The organism is Mesorhizobium sp. P2_E6 (assembly GCF_056403835.1).
Window position 1 is genome coordinate 32,281 of record NZ_JBFUEQ010000012.1, and the last position, 18,342, is coordinate 50,622.

Here is an 18,342-nt window from a genome sequence, read left to right on the forward strand (position 1 = left end):
ATCGTTTGGCTCAACTCGTATGGGCGACAATTTTGTCGACCGTTTCGGGGAAGAAGTCCGGCGCCGCGAGGCGTTTGCCGAACATCATGTCGTACTGCAGCAGGCGGAAATCGCGGATCGTCGGATCGATTTCCTTCTGCCGTGACCAATCTGGCGTGGCTTCGCCCGTCGGCGTCAGCAACAAATTGCGGTCGACGACGCGGTAGCGTTCGCGCATCTCACCCAGGAAGCCGGTGTAGTAGGGGTGGGTGATGCCGGCGGTGGTGAGGATATGATAGGGCAGGAACGCCGGGCTCACCGCGCCCAGGTTCTCGACCGGACCGGAGTGGTTCGACCAGATGATCAGCGGCGTCTGGTGATGTTCAAGCGCGGCTTGCGGCGTCGGTTCCTTGCGCGGCGCGACATTGTCTTTCAGGAAGCCGGTTTCGACATAGACCGGCCCCAGCGGCGGCAGATGGTCGCCGAAGAAGGCGATCACGGTGGGACGGGAGCGTTTCTTCGCCCATTCGACAAGGCGTTCAAGGCCACGATCGGCGTCGGCTGACCCCTCGGCGTAGCTGAGCAGCGATTCGCGTGCCCATTGGCTGATCGGTGCCTGCACCGTGTGGGTCGGATTGTAATAGCGGTTGGGCTCGTAGGGGCCGTGGTTTTGCAGGCTGACCGCAAAGAAGAAGATCGGCTCATCGCTGGCGTCGGCCTCGCTGATGATCTCGTCGGTCATCGCCGCATCGGACGCCAGCGGCCCGCGCTTTTGCAAGGGCGGCAGCGTCTCTTCTGATTTGAAATCGTTGAAGCCGAAATCAGCGTAGACCGCGCCACGGTTCCAGAACCAGTTGGTGCCGGGATGGATGGCGCGCGCCCGGTAGCCCTGGCTCTTGAGGAACGTTGCGAGCGAAGGCGTCGGCGTGCGCACATATTGCTGATAGGGGATGCTGCCGGCCGGCAGGAAGGCATTGGAAAAGCCGGTCAGCGCCTCGAACTCGATGTTGGCGGTCATGCCGCCGAATTCGGGCGAGAACATCGAGCCCGAGCGCAACGTGCGCACGTTGGGGATCGGGTCGGGCGTGATGGTGACGCCGGGCAGCTTGGTCGGATCCCAGAAGGATTCGCTCATGACGATGATGATGTCGGGTTTCTCTGCCGGCATCGAGGCCGTCACATCGGTCCTGTCGATCGCCGCGATTGCCTTGTCTGAATAGCCTGGCGGTGCCGAGACATGGGCCATCGGCACGTTGAGGGCAAAGGCCAGGGCAAAGCCATTGGACGCATAGTTTTCCTTCTGGTCCCACATGATCGGGATGATCTGCAGCCGGTCCCTGGTCCAGGAGAAGGTGGCGTAGTCCATGATCGAAACGAAGAAGGCGAGCAGCGGCACCGCCAGCGTCAGCCGGGCAAGGCGGCCCTTGCGGCTGAGCGCCGGAACCTTGCGGCGCCATAGCCGCCAGCCATAGACGAGCAGCGACAGGCCGGCGACGATGCCGACCACCATGGCGAGCGCGGTCATCGGCCGGTCGCGCACCAGGAGCGGCAGCAGCGCGAAGATCTGGCGGGCATAGAGGAAATCGGTGGGATAGAGCGGATCGCCGAGATAATGCGACTTCTGGTGGCCGACGAAGGCAAGGGAAAGCGTCAGCGGCGCGACGATCATCAGGCTCTGGTGGCTGCGGCCAAGCACGGCATCGAGGCCGATCAGGATCAGGGCAAACACGACGATGGTGGTCCAGCCCGGCTTGAGCGGCTGCAGGAAGAAGGCGACCGTGCCGGCAAAGTCGCCGCGCACGATCAATTCGATCGCAAACACCATGACGGCCGCGATCGCCAGGCTGACCAGCCCATAGCGCACGACCGGCCATGTCCTGCCCGGCAGATAGCCGGTGGACGGGTCGTCTTCCAGGAACTGTGGCGCGGCTTTGCCGACGCGTTTAGAACTCTTTGCCACTTTAACTTCCCCACCCAGCGACAAACTCGTCACTCGATTGTCATATAATTGTCACGCAAAGCTAGCGCCTGTGGCGGAAATAAGAAGAGCCAGCAAACGATTCGTGAGCGGTTTTCATCAGGAGTGATCGCCAAAAAGCCTTTCGGAACAGGCACTCGGCCGGCGATGGTGCCGCCGGCCAGGGTCGAACTGGGCTTGACTTGGCGGCCTGCCTTGCGTCACAGGCAAGAAAAACCCGACTATCAGGCAAGCAAAACCAGCCCTTGGGAGCCCTCGCATGGCCGTTGCATTCACCTTTCCTGGACAAGGCAGCCAGGCTGTCGGCATGGGCAAGGATCTCGCCGATGCCTTTCCAGAGGCGCGCAGGATCTTCCAGGAGGTTGACGACGCGCTTGGCGAAAACCTGTCGAAGCTGATCTGGGAAGGGCCGGAGGAGACGTTGACGCTGACCGCCAATGCGCAGCCGGCGCTGATGGCGGTGTCGCTGGCCGCGATCAGGGCATTGGAATCGCGCGGCTTCTCGTTGAAGGACAAGGTCGCCTATGTCGCCGGCCATTCGCTGGGCGAATATTCGGCGCTCGCGGCCGCCGGCTTCGTTTCGGTTGCCGATGCCGCCAGGCTGCTGCGCATCCGGGGCAATGCCATGCAGGCGGCGGTGCCGGCCGGCGAGGGCGCCATGGCGGCTATCATCGGGTTGGAACAGGCGGATGTAGAAGCCGCCTGCGCCGAGGCTGCCCAAGGGGCTGGCTCTGTCTGCCAGGTGGCGAACGACAATGGCGGCGGTCAGCTGGTCATTTCAGGCACAAAGGGCGCAGTGGAGCTGGCGGCGAAACTTTGCACGGAAAAGGGCGCCAAGCGGGCGCTGATGCTGCAGGTTTCGGCGCCATTCCACTCCGCGCTGATGACGCCGGCGGCCGAGATCATGCGCGAGGCTCTGGGCAGCGTGGCGAAGGCCGCCCCGGTGGTTCCCATCGTCTCCAACGTCACCGTCACCCCGACCAATGATCCGGACGAGATCGCGCGGCGTCTGGTCGAGCAGGTGATTGCCCGCGTGCGCTGGCGCGAGACAGTGGAATGGTTCGGCGCAAACGGCATCGCCACGCTTTACGAGATCGGTGCCGGAAAGGTGCTTTCAGGCCTGGCGCGGCGCATCAACCGCGACATCGCCACCGCGTCGGTCGGCTCCGCGGCTGATGTCGAGGCGGCGCTGGCGACGCTTGTTTAATCTAGTGCCATTTGACCCTGCCCCGTGCAAAGGGTGTTCTCTTCTCAATCAGGAGACAAAAATGTTCGAATTGACTGGCCGCAAGGCACTCGTCACCGGCGCATCGGGAGGCATTGGCGAGGCGATCGCCAGGGTCCTGCATGCGCAAGGCGCCATCGTCGGCCTGCATGGCACACGGGTCGAGAAATTGGAGACGCTGGCCGCCGAGCTTGGCGATCGGGTCAAGCTGTTCCCGGCCAACCTGTCGAACCGTGACGAGGTCAAGGCGCTCGGCCAGAAGGCGGAGGCCGATCTCGAAGGTGTCGACATCCTGGTCAACAATGCCGGCATCACCAAGGACGGGCTGTTCGTGCGCATGTCGGACGCCGACTGGGATACCGTGCTCGAGGTCAACCTGACCGCTGTCTTCAGGCTGACCCGCGAACTCACCCATCCCATGATGCGCCGCCGTCACGGCCGCATCATCAACATCACCTCGGTTGTCGGCGTCACCGGCAATCCCGGCCAGGCCAACTACTGCGCCTCCAAGGCCGGCATGATCGGCTTTTCCAAATCGCTGGCGCAGGAGATCGCCACCCGCAACATCACCGTCAACTGCGTCGCCCCGGGCTTCATCGAATCGGCGATGACCGACAAGCTCAACGACAAGCAGAAGGAGGCGATCATGGCGGCTATCCCGACGCGCCGCATGGGCACCGGCGCTGAAGTCGCATCCGCCGTTGCCTATCTCGCCTCCAACGAAGCCGCCTACGTCACCGGCCAGACCATCCATGTGAATGGCGGCATGGCGATGATCTGAACGAGGTCCGGCGGAGTTGTTGCCGGCTTGTGAAAAGAGACCATTTCGGCTTGGACCTCTGCTATTTTTCGTGTAATGCGGCCCGCAACCCGGCGGTTCGGGCAAAAACCGGTCCGTGGCCGTTGCGTTTCCGGCAGGACCATCTTTCAGCTTGATTAGCGGCATTCTGCCCGCTAACGAAGACAGACAAACAAAAGACGAGGATGCCCCAAATGAGTGACACCGCAGAGCGCGTCAAAAAGATCGTCATCGAGCACCTTGGTGTCGATGCCGACAAAGTGACGGAGCAGGCGAGCTTCATCGATGATCTGGGCGCCGACAGCCTCGACACGGTCGAACTCGTCATGGCGTTCGAAGAGGAATTCGGCGTCGAGATTCCCGACGATGCGGCCGAGACCATCCTGACCGTCGGCGATGCGGTGAAGTATATCGACAAGGCATCCGCCTGACGCTTTCCGCAGTCATCACCGGGGAGGACCTGCGATGAGGCGTGTCGTCGTCACGGGCCTTGGGTTGTTGTCGCCATTCGGCATGGGCTTCGAGCACAGCTGGAAGGAACTACTGACCGGCCGCAGCGCAGCCAAGCGCATCACCGAGTTTGAGGTGGAGGATCTTGCCTGCAAGATCGCCCACGTCATTCCGCGTGGCGATGGCAGCAATGCCACCTTCAATCCCGAGGCCGTGCTCGAGCCGAAGGAATTGCGCAAGATCGGCGACTTCATCCTGTACGGGATTGCCGCCGCCGACGAGGCGCTGAAGGATTCCGGCTGGGAGCCAAAAACCCATCCCGAGCAGTGCGCCACCGGCGTGCTGATCGGCTCCGGCATCGGCGGCATCGAAGGCATCGCCGAGAACGCGATGATCCTCAAGGAACGCGGCCCGCGCCGCATCAGCCCGTTCTTCATCCCCGGCCAGATCATCAATCTCGTCTCCGGGCAGGTCTCGATCAGGCACGGGCTTAAAGGCCCGAACCACGCCGTCGTCACGGCCTGTTCAACCGGTGCGCACGCCATTGGCGACGCTGCCCGGCTGATCATGTGGGGCGATGCCGACGTGATGGTCGCCGGTGGCGCCGAAGCGCCGGTGACGCGGCTGTCGATCGCCGGCTTCGCCGCGTGCCGGGCGCTGTCGACCGATCGCAACGATGCGCCGCAAACGGCGTCGCGCCCCTACGACCGCGACCGCGACGGCTTCGTCATGGGCGAGGGCGCCGGCGTCGTCGTGCTTGAAGAGCTCGAACACGCCAAGGCGCGCGGCGCCAAGATTTACGCCGAGGTGACCGGCTACGGCCTCACCGGTGATGCCCATCACATCACAGCGCCTGCCGAAGACGGCGACGGCGCCTTCCGCTGCATGACGGCGGCGTTGAACCGGGCCAAGCTGACGCCCGCCGATGTCGACTACATCAACGCGCACGGCACCTCGACCATGGCCGATACGATCGAACTCGGCGCCGTCGAGCGGCTTGTCGGCAATGCCGCGTCGAATATTTCGATGTCGTCCACCAAGTCGTCGATCGGCCATCTGCTGGGGGCGGCCGGTGCTGCCGAAGCGATCTTTTCGATCCTCGCCATTCGCGACAATGTCGCGCCGGCGACCATCAACCTCGACAACCCGGAGCGCGAGACCGCGATCGACTTGGTGCCCAACAAGCCGCGCGCTCGCCAGATCGACGTTGCACTGTCCAATTCATTCGGCTTTGGCGGCACCAACGCTTCGCTTGTCTTCCAGCGCTATAATGGCTGATAGTCCAACTGCCCGGCGATGCTTCGGCATGCCGTCAATTTTGCCATATTCGCCCCTACTCTGCCGCAGGGGATTCGTTGAGCGATCAAACGGTAGGGCAAAATGAACACAAATCCGGCGGGCAACGGAGAATTCGGACAGCGTCCGGCATCGGGGCCGATCATGCCGAAGACGGCGAGCGAGGCATTGCGGCCGGAGGCCGGCACACCGCCGCCGAAGCGCTCGCGTGCTTCGCGCAGCCAGGTCGTCGTGTTCATGAACTTCGTCATCTCCGTGGTGATGCTGATGGTTCTGGCGGCGGGCGCCGCGGTCTACTTCGGCAAGCAGGAATTCACCGAAGCTGGACCCTCGGCCAATGGCGACACGTTCCTGGTCAAGCCGAATACCGGCGTCCAGGATATTGCCGACCAGCTCGAACGCCGCGGACTGATCAGCGACGCCCGGATCTTCCGCCTTGGCGTGCGCGCCTACGGCAATGATTCGGCGTTGAAGGCCGGCGAGTACGAGATCAAGCCCAAGGCTTCCATGCGCGACATCATGGAGCTTTTGAAGAGCGGCAAGTCGGTGATGTATTCGCTGACCGTTCCAGAAGGGTTGACGGTCGAGCAGGCGCTGCAGCGCATCGCCGATGAGCCGGCCTTGAGCGGCGGTATGCCGGCGACCACTCCTGCCGAAGGCAGCCTCGCCACCGACACGCTGCGCTTCACGCGCGGCGCGACACGCCAGCAGATGATCGACAAGCTGCTGGGAGATCAGAAGAAGCTGGTCGACGAAGTCTGGCAGCGGCGCGCGCCGGACCTGCCGCTGGCCAATGTCGAAGAGTTCGTTACGCTGGCCTCGATCGTCGAGAAGGAAACGGGCAAGGGTGACGAGCGCTCACGGGTTGCCGCGGTCTTCCTGAACCGGCTGGCCAAGGGCATGCGCCTGCAATCCGACCCAACCATCATCTACGGTCTGTTCGGCGGCAAGGGCAAGCCGGCGGACCGGCCGATCTACCAGTCGGACATCCAGAAGCAGACGCCCTACAACACCTATGTAATCAACGGCCTGCCACCGACGCCGATCGCCAATCCGGGTCGGGCGGCGCTGGAGGCGGTGGCCAATCCGTCGAAGACCGACGATCTTTACTTCGTCGCCGATGGTACCGGCGGGCATGTCTTTGCCGCGACGCTGGAAGAGCACAATGAGAACGTCGCCCGCTATCGCGCGTTGCAGAAGAAGCAGGCCGACGACGCCGCCAAAGGCGCCAACACCACCGGCGCCGGCGACAGCAATGCCGACAAGCCGGCCGACGGCAATGCCGACAAGCCGGCTGACAGCAATGCTGACAAGCCGGCTGACGCAGGCGACGACAGCGGCGGCGGCGATGCGGGCGCTGCCCAGTAGGACGAAGAAGGGCGTTGCCACAACGCGGCGCCCCTGACATTTGGAGCAGCGCGGCGCGTCCGATTTCGGCGTGCCTGCGGCGCAGTCATTTTTAAGCCGCACGTGCTCCCCTCCGGAAAACCGGTTTCGGAGCGATGTGCCAGGGACTTGTGGGCGATATGAATTTGCAGAGCATGACCGGTTTTGCGCGTGCCGTCGCCGAGCATGAAGGCACCGCGATCGCCTGGGAGGTCAAGTCCGTCAACGGCAAAAGCGTCGAGGTGAGGCTGCGATTGCCGCAAGGTTTCGAACGGCTGGAACCGGCTGTCAGGCAGACGCTTCAGAAGCGCTTTGCGCGGGGTAATTTCCAGGCGACGCTGACCATTGGCCGTGCCGCCGGCGCTCAGGCGCAGCCCGTCGTCAACGAAGTCTTTCTGAAGGACCTTGCGGGGCTCGCCAAGCGGTTGCAGGAGCAGTTCGGTGTCGCCCCCGCGACATCGGACGGATTGCTTTCGCTGCGCGGCGTGCTCGATATTCCCGAGACTGTCGAAACCGAAGAGGTGCGCGCCGCGCTCGACATCGCGATCACGGCTGCGCTCGAGGTGGCCCTCAAAGGGCTGGAACAGGCGCGACAGGGCGAAGGTGCTGCGCTGGCCCTGCTGCTGGCGGGCCATATCGACGCAATCGAGGCGCTGACGCTGCGGGCCGAGGCCGATCCGTCGCGCGAGACGGCGGCGATCCGCGAACGCCTGGCCGAGCAGGTCAGGCTGCTGATGGACGCGTCCGCCAATCTGGACGCCAGCCGGTTGCACATGGAGGCGGCTTTCCTGGCCACCAAAGCCGATATTCGCGAAGAGATCGACCGCCTGAAAACGCATGTCGCATCTGGTCGGGCACTGCTTGAGGGCGGCGGCGCGGTCGGCCGCAAGCTCGATTTTCTGGCACAGGAATTTAACCGCGAATCGAATACGCTGTGCTCGAAGTCGAACGCCGCTACGGTCACCGCGATCGGGCTGGAACTGAAGGCCGTGGTCGACCAGTTTCGTGAACAGATCCAGAATCTGGAGTAGCCGATGGTTGCCAAGGATTTAGGGTCCCGCATTCGCCGCCGGGGCCTGATGCTCGTCCTGTCGTCGCCATCCGGCGCCGGCAAGTCGACGATTGCGCGCAACCTTCTGGAAAGCGATTCCAGCCTCGAACTGTCGGTCTCGGTCACCACCAGACCGCGCCGCGGCAGCGAGATCGAGGGTGTTCACTACCATTTCCGGACAATGCGCGATTTCGAGCGGCTGCGCGATTCCGACGCCCTGCTGGAATGGGCCGAAGTGCACGGCAATTGCTACGCGACACCGCGCGAGCCGGCAGAACTGGCGCTGGCTGAAGGGCGCGACATGCTGTTCGACATCGACTGGCAAGGCGCACAGCAGCTCAAGGAGAAGATGCGTGCCGACATCGTCTCGATTTTCATCCTGCCGCCGTCGATGAAGGAATTGAAGGCGCGGCTGAAGCGTCGCGCTGAAGACCAGGAGGCGGTGATCGAGACGCGGCTGAAAAACGCCCGCAACGAGATCGAGCACTGGAAGGAATATGATTTCGTCATCGTCAATGACGACCTCGATCGCGCCTTCGCCGAAGTGCGCGGCATCGTCGTCGCCGAGCGGCTGAGACGCGATCGCCGGCCCGGCCTGTTCGATTTCGTCTCGGGACTGTTGGACGAGAAGACCGGCTGATGCTTCTTCCTTCCCCTGTGAACAGGGAGAAGAAAGCTATACCGTGTTGGTCAGGCGCACGAATTCCTCGACGCTGAGTGTTTCGGCGCGGCGTGTCGGATCGATGCCGGCGCGTTCGAGCAAGGCTTCGCCGCCGAGGCTTTTCACGCTCTGCCGCAGCATCTTGCGGCGTTGGCCGAAGGCGGCTTCGGTGACGCGGCCGAGTTTTTTCACGTCGGCGGGCAGGGGTGTCGCGCGCGGCTCCAGATGCACCACTGACGAGGTGACCTTGGGCGGCGGTGTGAACGCCTGGGGCGGCACGTCGAAGGCGATCCTGGCCTGTGTGCGCCAGCCGGCCAGCACGCCAAGCCTGCCATAGGCATCGCTGCCGGGAGTGGCGACGATGCGTTGGGCCACCTCGCGCTGGAACATCAGGGTCATCGATGCATAGAAGGGCGGCCATTCGCCGACCGTCAACCAGCGCACCAGCAGCTCCGTGCCGATATTGTAGGGCAGGTTGGCGATGATCTTGACCGGGCCGCCGGCTCCCCCATCGGCAAGGGCTGCGAAGTCCGTCTTCAGCGCATCGCCGGATACAATCTCCAGCCGGCCGGGATAATGATCCGATATTTCGGCGAGCGCCGCCAGGCAGCGTTCGTCGCGCTCGATGGCAATGACCTGGCGCGCCCCGTTGGCGAGCAATGCGCGGGTCAGCCCGCCGGGGCCGGGACCGACCTCGATCACGGTTGCATTGGACAAGTCGCCGGCGGTGCGGGCGATCTTGCCGGTGAGGTTGAGGTCGAACAGGAAATTCTGGCCGAGCGCCTTCTTTGCCTGCAGCCCATGACGCTCGATCACCTCGCGCAGCGGCGGCAGCCCATCGATGCTCATGCGCGCAGGCTCAGGCAGGAAGCGCTCATACTGCGGCGGCCCTCGTGCCGCTGTCGGCCAATCGCCTGGCGAGCTTCAGCGCCGCCATCAGGCTGTCGGGCCTCGCCACGCCCTTGCCGGCGATGTCGAAGGCCGTACCGTGGTCGGGCGAGGTGCGAATGAAGGGCAGGCCGAGCGTGACATTGACCGCCTCGTCGAAGGCCAGTGCCTTGGCCGGAATCAGCGCCTGGTCGTGATACATGCACAGGGCCGCGTCGTAGCCGGCCCGGGCCCGGGCGTGGAACAATGTATCGGCGGGCAGGGGGCCGAAAGCGTCGATGCCTTCGGCTCGCAGGATGTCGACCGCCGGGCGCACGATGCGCTCGTCCTCGAGGCCCATGGCACCGCCTTCACCCGCATGCGGATTGAGCCCGGCAATGGCCAGCCGCGGCCTGGCGATGCCGAAGCGGCCGATGAGGTCGGCAGCGGTGATGCGCGCCGTCGCGACGATCAATTCGGTGGTCAGCGCCTTGGGCACCGCCGCCAGCGCGATGTGTATGGTGACTGGGACGGTGCGCAACTCGGGGCCGGCCAGCATCATCACCGGCATCGCCTCGACGCCAGTGTGTCGGGCCGACAGATGCGCCAGATATTCAGTGTGGCCGGGAAAGCCAAAGCCAGCATCGTAGAGGGGCTTCTTGGCGATCGGGCAGGTGACGACAGCGGCGGCGTCGCCGGCAAGGCAGTCGGCGACGGCGCGGTCGATGGCTTCGATGGTGGCGGCCGCATTGGCCGGGTCCGGCCGGCCGGGGCTGTCGATGCAGCGAGCAGCCAGCGGCACGATCGGCAGGGCGCGGCCAAACACTTGCGCCGCTTGCGCGGGTGTCGTTTCAACGACCGGCAACGAAATGCCGAGGAGGCGGGCCCGGGAGGCGATCAGCGCCGGATCGGCGAGCAGATAGAAGGGAGGCAACGCGACGGTCTCACGCGCCATGAACGCGGCAATCGCGATCTCCGGCCCGATGCCGGACGGATCGCCGGCGCTCAAGGCGAGCGCACTCACTGTGCTGCCCACGTCAGCGCTTGACGATGCGGGCTTTCGCCTTCAACTCGTCGACATATTTCTTGCTGAGTTCATCGGCGTTCTTGTCACCACCTGAGCCTTCGCTCTGGAACACCATCTGGGCAACCTTATCGTCCGAGACTTCGCGCGACGAGCAGATGCCGATGAATTCGACGCCGCGTTCGGTCTCGCGCGTGACGGTTGCGCCACCGACCTTGGTCGCCTTGATCTGTTCGGCCCAGTCCGACGGCAGTTGCGGCGCCAGCACCCGGCCCAGGTCACGAACGGTGACGTCGATCAGGCCCTTGGCGAACTCATGCGTCGTGTTGCACCCGTTGAAGCGGGCGCGCATGGCGTCAGCCTCACGCTTGCGCTTGGCCAGCGTCGCGCTGCGCTCGGCGGCTGGTACCACGAAGATGACCTGCTGTAGCATGTACTCGGTAGCGCTCGGCTTGGAGCCGCCTTTTTCGAGCATCTTCCTGACAAGGTCTTGCTCGCTGACGGCGCCGGTGCCATCGCCGGAACGGTAACGCGCGCTCAAGGCCTGGTTCCAGGCCATCTGGGCGCGGATGAATTCCTTGAAGTGGCCCTTGGTGACGCCTGATTTCTCCATGACGCCGTCGAGCTGGCTGAGCTGCATCTTGTTGTTCGAGGCAAAGCGCTGGTAGGCAGCCTCGACCTGCGCATCGCTGATGCGGATACCAAGCCGCTTGGCCTCGGCCAGTCGCAGCGTCTGGTCGATCATTTCCTGGGCGGCATCGCCCTTCTTGCGCTGCAGCTTCAAGAAGGCGGCGCGATGCGCGATGTCACCGGAGGTGACCGGAACGTCGTTGACGACGTATTTGATCTCGCTGGCGAAAGCCGGCGGCGTCATCACGGTGACCGACACGGACGTCGCCGCCAAAAGCAGCGCGAACCCTGCTGAAAACAGATATTTCCTCATCGTTGGCATCCCAATTCTATCCCGGTTCCGCCCAATTCATGCGTTCCGGGTGCACGAAATCCGTGCCAGCCCTATGCGGCGAAACGATGTCGCCGACTGTTACTGGATCGTGTCGATGGCACTGCTCGACGAGCCGAAATCGCCGAGGGTACGGAACGACAGGTTGAAGCCGATGGTCTGCGACACCTCCCGAGTGTTCAGGTCGCGCGACTGCGAGTACGTCATCAGATAGGTGAAGCAGGAATCGTTGTAGGCGAAGCCGACGCCGTCGCTGACCAGCAGGCTTTCCTGCAAATCATAGGTTCCGGTCCCGAAGACGCGCCAGTTCTCAGCGAGATGCGTCGACGCACCAAGCGTGACTTCGTGGCGGTCGGTCGTGAAACCGTAAAGCGGCTGTGCCTGGATGAAGGCGTATTTGGCGGTCAGCGATACCGGCAGGCCGGTATAGGCGGCCTTTAGCTCGCCGCGGCGCATTTCAAAGCTCTGTTCGTCGAACCGGCCGCTAACCGAGGCGGCAAAGCCATTGGGGCTGTTGACGCCAAACAGGCCGACATAGTCCGACTTGGTGTTGTCGAGGCCCGAGAAGGCGCCGACATTCACCAGATCCGGCGCGGCGAAGGAATTCTCGCCGCCAATCTGATAGGACTGGCCGAAAATGGCATTGGTGCCCCAGCCATTGTTGTAGGAGCCGGAATAGCGCAGGCCGACATTGGCGCGCGAACCGCCTTCGACACGGTCGTAGCCGGAAAACTTGTCGCGTTCGAACAACGTGGTCGCGTCGAAGACCATGCTTTGGGCGTCTTCATTGGGAACCGCGAGCCCGCCTACATATTGCTCGTTCGGGCGCATGAAGACCTGTGCCATCGGCTCGACCACATGGCTCGAATTGGCAGCCGAAAACAGCACCGGCCAACGCATTTCGAGCCCGGCGGTGGCCATGAAACGGGCAAACGAGGAACGCATATCGTCCTGCTGGCCCAAATTCGTTGCCATCTGGTTGACGGCGGCAAGCGAAGCCGATGACGCGTTGACGTAGTCGACATCGCTTTGCAGCGCGAGCAATGGCGTCAGCACCAGCCCATTATCGGTGACGAAGGACCGCTTCCACTCGGCCTCGGTGGTGAGACGTCCGGATTCACCTTCGATGCCGCGGACACGCTGGACACCCGACGCCGGTGTGTAGGGGGTGAAGTAGGTCTGATCGAGATCGTCGCGGCGGATGACGCGCGCGTTGGCATTGAGTGACAACTGACCGCCGGCCACTGATATGTCGGGAATATAGGCGTAGTCGAGCGTCGGCAGCACCCAGGGCTGCTGGTTGCTGCGTGCGGAGATATTGCTGTTGGGCGTATCTTCCTGCACCTCGAAGTGCATGGCGCGCAGGTCGAAATAGTTGCGGCCGTTGAGACCCGTCAGGTAGACCGACGACTGGTGGACGCTGCTGCCGTACTTGTCGATGCCGTAGGTGTTCGAGAAGTTCTTGTCGGTCTGCAGCAGCACGTCCCAGCCGAAATTCCAGCGCGGATTGATGGCGAACTGCCCCTGGGTGCCCATCATCCCGCGGAATTTGTTCGGATCGCCAACTTCACCCGAATTGATGTTGTGGCCAGCCGTGGCCGGGAATGCATCCGTGTCCAGGAAGGCATCAGGATCCCGCTGCTGAATCCCGGCAATCTTCAAACTGTACTGACCATTGTTGAAGCGCTGGCGCCACTCGGCCTCACCGAGGAAGCCTTGCTTGGTGTAGCCGGTGCCCGTGACGGTCAGGTCGTAGGTCGGTGACAAGGCGAAATAATAGGGAACCTTTACGCCGACGCCGAGATCGCTCTTGTAGACGATGCTGGGGATCAGGAAGCCGCTCTTGCGCTTCACTGTCGGGTCGGCAATCTCAAACGCGGGCAGGTAGGCAAGCGGGAAGCCGAAAAACTCGAAATTCGCGTTCTCGAAGCGAACCGTCTTCTTCTCGCCGTTCCAGATGATTTTCCTGGCCTTGACGCGCCATGTCGGCGCCTTGTTGGGCTTGTCCTCGCACGGTTCGCAGGCGGTGTAGACGCCATTGTGGAACGTGGTCAGCACGCCGCCCATGCGCTCGGCGCTTTCGGCGGCAAAATAGGCCTTATCGATCGTTTCGACGCGCAAAGCGTTGACGAAGCCGTCGGCGAAATCATCGGTGATGTCGATATGTTCCGAATTGATCTTGGTGCCGTCGCTGTTGACGACCTCGACATTGCCGCTAGCGACCATCCGCTTGGTGTTGCGGTTGTATTCGACCCGCTGGGCGACAAGGCGATTGCCGCCGTAGTCGATCTGCACGCCACCGACGGCGGTCACCGTCTGGTTGTCGTTGTTGTAGACCAGCGTGTCGGCCGCCAGCAGCATCTGCGAGCCGGACGGAACCGTGGCCGCCATGTCGCTGACGTCCTGCGCAAGCGCGGGCATCGGCACGGCGCAGGCAAGCAGGCACGCCAAGGCGCTAGCCGCATAGAGGCGCGCCAAACCGGCCTGCCTGTTGCTGGGCAAAAACGCCTCCCTCACTAGCCGTCTTCCTTGTATAGCAGGAAAGTCACCCCGAAGAACATAGCCACCACGACCGGGACCCAGGCGGCTACGACAGTCGGCACAAATCCCGCCACGCCGAATGCCTTCACCAGAACCGAAACGACATAAAGCAGAAAGCCGGCGACGATGCCACCCAGAATCATCGTCGCTGACTGTCCCATCCTAGCAAATCGCATTGATACCGTTGCCGCAATCAGCGTCATGGCGACGAGAAGGAACGGCAACGCCACCAGCGAATCAAACTGCATGGCAAAGGCATTTGCCTTGAGGCCGAAGGAGCGGGCAACCTCGATTTTTCCGGGCAGATCATAAAACGGAATGGTTTCGGGACGCGCCAGCCGCTCCTGCACGAATTCGGGCTTCAGATTGGTCGGCACGCGATCGTTTGTCGCTGCCTGGATCGTGCCGTTCTGGAACGTCCTGACGTCCTGCAATTCCCAATAGCCGTCGCGCAGGAAGGCGCGCGCGGCATCCTTGCGCTCGACGATGTTGCCTTGCGGGTCGAGAACGAAAAAGACGACATCGGCCATCTCGAGGCCTTGGTTGAGGATGGCACGCGCACCGATGATGGTGTCCCCGGAGCTGGTTTTCTGCCGGATCCAGGGTGCGGCATCGGCCGAAACCGTGTTCGATTTGCCGGAGCGCAGCTCGGTTTCGATCTGCTCGGACCAGGAAAAGGCGTGCGCGGCGAGTGGATTGATGACGCCTACCGACAGGATGCCGAACAGCAACGCTCCGATGCAGCACGGCAACAGGAATTGCCAGGCCGAAACGCCGGCGGAACGCGCGATGACCAGCTCGTAGCGCCGGTTGAGCGACACCAGCGTCGCCATCGCCGAGAACAGGCCGACAAACGGCACCGTCTGCAGCATGATCATCGGCATCCGCAGCCCGGAAATGGCCACCGCCGTCCCGTAAGTGAAGCCGGGCAGGCCGGTGGTGCGGCCGGAAAGCTCGGTGAAATCGATCAGGAACACCAGCGCCAGGAGGCCGATGAAGAACCAGAAGGTGATCGTCACGTAGCGGAAGAAGAAATAGCGGCCCAGCGTCCAGCCCATCAGCCGACCCCTTGCCCTGAAGTGCCGGACAAACGCAGCTTCAGCGCGTTCCAGCTGTCACCGATGCGGGTGGCGAAATTGGTCATCCAGTCCGCCCAGGCTACCGGCAGTTCCAAGGTCCGGTTGGATACGATGAACCAGATCGCCACCGCCGATGCCACGATGGGCACGCCGTAGACCATATAGGCATATTGCGGGACCTCATCGGCCTTGCTGGCGGCAAAGAAGCCCAGCCAGCGCACGAACAGCGATACTGAAATCGCCGTGATCAGCGGATTGACGCGTGCCTCGCGGTGCGAGCGCGCGTCCCCGGCGACCGCGAGCGCAATCAGTGCGAAGACGATGGAATAGGTCCATTCCGAAAACCGCTGGTTGAGCTCGGCCCGGTATTCAAGCGGGATTTGCTGGTAGTTCTTGTCGTTGGGGTTTGGATTGAGCAGGTACTGCGTCGTCTGGTCCTTCGGCAGTAGCGTCACCTCCGAGGCCGCCGCCATGAAGGCCGACATGTCGAAGGCATAGGATGTAAACCGGATGACCGACAGGTCGCCGGTCAGTGTTTTGCGATGAATGACCCCGTCATTCATCATCAGCACCTTTTCGCCGCCGCGTTCGATGATGCTGCCGGTCTTGGCGTAGTAGACGAGGTTGACCCCTTCTTCGCGCGAATCAGCGACGAAGATACCGCCCAACCGATTGTCGGGAAGCCGCTCGCCGATCTGCAGGAACAGCCCATCCTCGATCATGCGGAAGGTGCCTTCCTGGATGATCAGCGACAGCAGGTCCGCGTGCGACGCCGCCACCAGCGCCCGGTTCTTCTGCCGAGCATAAGGGTCGATGCCATTGTCGACGGCAAAGGAAAAGACGCTGGCCGCGAGTGCCAGAAGCATGATCGGCCGCACGATCGTCCAGCGCGAGGCGCCCGCGGCGTTGACGACGGCGAGCTCGGAATCCGAATTCATGACGCTGAGTGTCTGTGCCACCGCCACCACCACGGCAAAGGGCACGACGATCGGGATGATGGAGGGAAGGATGAGAGCGGCCACCTCGAAGAAGGTCAGCGACGACTGGCCGCTGTCGGTGACCAGGTCGATCTTGGCCAGCACTTGCGTCGTCCAGACGATGGCCAGCGTCCACACCAGCGCAGCCAGGAAGACCACGAAAGCGCGGCGCATGATGTAGCGTTCAATGACCTTCATGAAGGCTTTTCTCGATTTTCTCGAACGGCATCATGCCACCGCACAAGGTAGCTGTCCGGCGGCGCCTGCACAACTGGCTCCATGGATGGTCGATCCGGTTCCGTCCCACATTGCGCGCGCCCCGGCGGTCGGAGTGTCGGCGGCAATGGATAAGAAAGGGAAAACATCGATGGTTAACAACAAGTTGCGGCAAAAAGCGGGGCCGTGCCGCGAAGAATCACCATCGATTCCGTTGGTCATATGGGGTGCGAATTTGGCAAAGTCTTGCCAAATGCGGGAAAACGACCAAATGTCGCGCATCGCTTCGAACCACTTCCCCAAAAGCTACGCATTTTCCGAAAGCAGGACATGATGAGCCAAAGACCGTCGATCGCCTTCGCCAAATTTTCCGCGCCCAAGAATGGCACGGTCTTCGTGCTGTCGGCGGATGAGGGCGGCCTGAGCGACGCCGCCAAGGCTTGCGATCCGGGCAAGACATTGGAGCGGGCCTTTCCGGTCGCCGAATTCACCGGCAAGTTCGCCAGCACCGTCGAAGTTCTGGCGCCCGAAGGAGCGTCGCTCGACAGGCTGGTGGCGATCGGCGCCGGCAAGGTGTCGGGGCTCGACGAATATGCGTGGCTGAAGCTTGGCGGCACCATTGCCGGGTCGCTGCGCAAGGCGACCGACGTGGCCGTGGTGCTCGAAATGGTCGGCGCCTCGCCGAGCGGCAAGGAGGCGGCAAGCCTCGCGGCAGGCATTCTTCTGCGCAGCTATGCCTTCGACAAGTACAAGACCAGGAAGGACAAGGACGAGGCCGAGCCGAAAAAGCCGGTCAAGGTCACCATCCACACCGCCGCTCCGGCCGCTGCGAAGAAGGCCTTCGCTGACGCCGAGGCGGTGATGGACGGCGTGCTTCTGGCGCGCGACCTGGTCAACGAACCGGCAAACGTGCTTGGGCCGGTTGAGTTCGCCGCCCGCGCCAAGGAACTCGAGGCGCTCGGCGTCAAGGTCGAGATCCTGGCCGAGAAGGAGATGAAGAAGCTCGGCATGGGCTCGCTGCTCGGTGTCGCGCAGGGCTCGCCGCGCGGCGCCCGCATGGCGATCATGCAGTGGAACGGCGGCAAGCCAAAGGACAGCCCGGTTGCGTTCGTCGGCAAGGGCGTCACGTTCGACACTGGCGGCAATTCGATGAAGCCGGCCTCCGGCATGGAGGACATGAAGGGCGACATGGGTGGTGCCGCCGCCGTCACCGGCCTGATGCATGCGCTGGCCGCGCGCAAGGCGAAGGCCAATGTCGTCGGCGTCATCGGCCTGGTCGAGAACGCCGTCGACGGCCATGCCCAGCGCCCCGGCGACATCGTCACTTCGATGTCGGGGCAGACCATCGAGGTGCTCAACACCGACGCCGAAGGCCGCCTCGTGCTGGCCGACGCGCTGTGGTACTGCAACGACCGTTTCCAGCCGAAATTCATGGTCAATCTGGCGACGCTGACCGGCGCCATCATGGTGGCGCTTGGCCAGCACCATGCCGGCCTGTTTTCCAACAACGACGAATTGGCGCAAAGGCTGACGGCGGCGGGGCAGGCGACGCAGGAGCGGCTGTGGCGCATGCCGCTCGGCGCCGAATATGACAAGCTGATCGATTCCAAGAATGCCGACATGAAGAACATTGGCGGCCGCTATGGCGGTGCCATCATCGCCGCGCAATTCCTGCAGCGCTTCGTCAAGGAGACCCCATGGGCGCATCTCGACATTGCCGGCACGGCGATGGGCTCGCCATCGAACGAGATCAACCAGTCCTGGGGTTCCGGTTTCGGCGTCAGGCTGCTCGATCGGCTGGTGCGAGACAATTATGAGCAGTAAGCGGGTTCATCCGGTATAGGCTGAGGCG

The 18,342-nt window shown here is 63.1% G+C and carries 17 protein-coding genes; 9 read left to right on the top strand and 8 right to left on the bottom strand.

Features of this window, described 5'->3' with window-relative positions; translation table 11 throughout:
* Positions 1 to 10: 10 nt before the first annotated feature.
* A complete protein-coding gene (locus AC1D08_RS26035; protein ID WP_457151717.1) occupies positions 11 to 1,963 on the bottom strand; it encodes an LTA synthase family protein in 1,953 nt (650 codons plus the stop codon).
* A 253-nt stretch (positions 1,964 to 2,216) separates the two neighbouring features.
* Between AC1D08_RS26035 and fabD the strand changes: the two genes are divergently transcribed.
* The 4 genes from fabD (at position 2,217) to fabF (ending at position 5,709) form a co-directional block, all read left to right on the top strand.
* Complete coding sequence (gene fabD, locus AC1D08_RS26040; RefSeq protein WP_457151713.1) at positions 2,217 to 3,164, top strand: ACP S-malonyltransferase; 948 nt, start codon at positions 2,217 to 2,219, stop codon at positions 3,162 to 3,164.
* Between the two features lie 61 nt (positions 3,165 to 3,225).
* The gene (gene fabG / locus AC1D08_RS26045; RefSeq protein WP_095086399.1) at positions 3,226 to 3,963 is read left to right on the top strand and encodes a 3-oxoacyl-[acyl-carrier-protein] reductase; all 738 of its coding nucleotides are present in this window, start codon (positions 3,226 to 3,228) and stop codon (positions 3,961 to 3,963) included.
* A 212-nt stretch (positions 3,964 to 4,175) separates the two neighbouring features.
* Positions 4,176 to 4,412 (top strand): acyl carrier protein, encoded by a 237-nt coding sequence (locus AC1D08_RS26050; RefSeq protein WP_006203723.1) that lies wholly within the window; start codon positions 4,176 to 4,178, stop codon positions 4,410 to 4,412.
* 34 nt (positions 4,413 to 4,446) lie between these two features.
* On the top strand, positions 4,447 to 5,709 hold the full coding sequence (gene fabF, locus AC1D08_RS26055; protein ID WP_457151712.1) for a beta-ketoacyl-ACP synthase II: 1,263 nt from the start codon (positions 4,447 to 4,449) through the stop codon (positions 5,707 to 5,709).
* Here fabF and AC1D08_RS26060 read toward each other — a convergent pair.
* On the bottom strand, positions 5,697 to 5,966 hold the full coding sequence (locus AC1D08_RS26060; protein ID WP_457151718.1) for a hypothetical protein: 270 nt from the start codon (positions 5,964 to 5,966) through the stop codon (positions 5,697 to 5,699). The two genes, fabF and AC1D08_RS26060, sit on opposite strands and share 13 nt — an antisense overlap.
* Between AC1D08_RS26060 and mltG the strand changes: the two genes are divergently transcribed.
* From mltG to gmk, 3 genes are all read left to right on the top strand, one after another.
* The gene (gene mltG / locus AC1D08_RS26065; RefSeq protein ID WP_457151716.1) at positions 5,872 to 7,095 is read left to right on the top strand and encodes an endolytic transglycosylase MltG; all 1,224 of its coding nucleotides are present in this window, start codon (positions 5,872 to 5,874) and stop codon (positions 7,093 to 7,095) included. The two genes, AC1D08_RS26060 and mltG, sit on opposite strands and share 95 nt — an antisense overlap.
* A 158-nt stretch (positions 7,096 to 7,253) precedes the next feature.
* The gene (locus AC1D08_RS26070) at positions 7,254 to 8,144 is read left to right on the top strand and encodes a YicC/YloC family endoribonuclease (protein ID WP_457151711.1); all 891 of its coding nucleotides are present in this window, start codon (positions 7,254 to 7,256) and stop codon (positions 8,142 to 8,144) included.
* A gap of 3 nt (positions 8,145 to 8,147) precedes the next feature.
* Positions 8,148 to 8,804: a guanylate kinase gene (gene gmk, locus AC1D08_RS26075; RefSeq protein ID WP_095086392.1), complete on the top strand. Its 657-nt coding sequence runs from the start codon at positions 8,148 to 8,150 to the stop codon at positions 8,802 to 8,804.
* A gap of 36 nt (positions 8,805 to 8,840) precedes the next feature.
* On the opposite strand, the gene rsmA is transcribed toward gmk, so the two are convergent.
* From rsmA to lptF, 6 genes are all read right to left on the bottom strand, one after another.
* Positions 8,841 to 9,674 (bottom strand): 16S rRNA (adenine(1518)-N(6)/adenine(1519)-N(6))-dimethyltransferase RsmA, encoded by an 834-nt coding sequence (gene rsmA / locus AC1D08_RS26080; protein ID WP_457151710.1) that lies wholly within the window; start codon positions 9,672 to 9,674, stop codon positions 8,841 to 8,843.
* Between the two features lie 25 nt (positions 9,675 to 9,699).
* Positions 9,700 to 10,716, bottom strand: coding sequence for a 4-hydroxythreonine-4-phosphate dehydrogenase PdxA (gene pdxA / locus AC1D08_RS26085; protein ID WP_457151709.1), 1,017 nt, complete (start codon positions 10,714 to 10,716; stop codon positions 9,700 to 9,702).
* Positions 10,717 to 10,729: 13 nt separating this feature from the next.
* Positions 10,730 to 11,668: a SurA N-terminal domain-containing protein gene (locus AC1D08_RS26090; RefSeq protein ID WP_457151708.1), complete on the bottom strand. Its 939-nt coding sequence runs from the start codon at positions 11,666 to 11,668 to the stop codon at positions 10,730 to 10,732.
* Positions 11,669 to 11,758: 90 nt separating this feature from the next.
* Complete coding sequence (locus AC1D08_RS26095) at positions 11,759 to 14,194, bottom strand: LPS-assembly protein LptD (protein ID WP_477226281.1); 2,436 nt, start codon at positions 14,192 to 14,194, stop codon at positions 11,759 to 11,761.
* Positions 14,194 to 15,279, bottom strand: a complete 1,086-nt coding sequence (gene lptG, locus AC1D08_RS26100; RefSeq protein WP_457153617.1) for an LPS export ABC transporter permease LptG — start codon at positions 15,277 to 15,279, stop codon at positions 14,194 to 14,196. Before lptG ends, AC1D08_RS26095 begins: the two co-directional genes overlap by 1 nt.
* Entirely contained in the window at positions 15,276 to 16,472 is a 1,197-nt protein-coding gene (gene lptF, locus AC1D08_RS26105; RefSeq protein WP_477424394.1) for an LPS export ABC transporter permease LptF, read from the bottom strand. Before lptF ends, lptG begins: the two co-directional genes overlap by 4 nt.
* Here lptF and AC1D08_RS26110 point away from each other — a divergent pair.
* Both AC1D08_RS26110 and AC1D08_RS26115 read left to right on the top strand, forming a co-directional pair.
* Positions 16,462 to 16,824: a hypothetical protein gene (locus tag AC1D08_RS26110; RefSeq protein ID WP_143748785.1), complete on the top strand. Its 363-nt coding sequence runs from the start codon at positions 16,462 to 16,464 to the stop codon at positions 16,822 to 16,824. The two genes, lptF and AC1D08_RS26110, sit on opposite strands and share 11 nt — an antisense overlap.
* Positions 16,824 to 18,314: a leucyl aminopeptidase gene (locus AC1D08_RS26115; RefSeq protein ID WP_457153614.1), complete on the top strand. Its 1,491-nt coding sequence runs from the start codon at positions 16,824 to 16,826 to the stop codon at positions 18,312 to 18,314. Before AC1D08_RS26110 ends, AC1D08_RS26115 begins: the two co-directional genes overlap by 1 nt.
* The last annotated feature ends 28 nt before the right edge of the window (positions 18,315 to 18,342 follow it).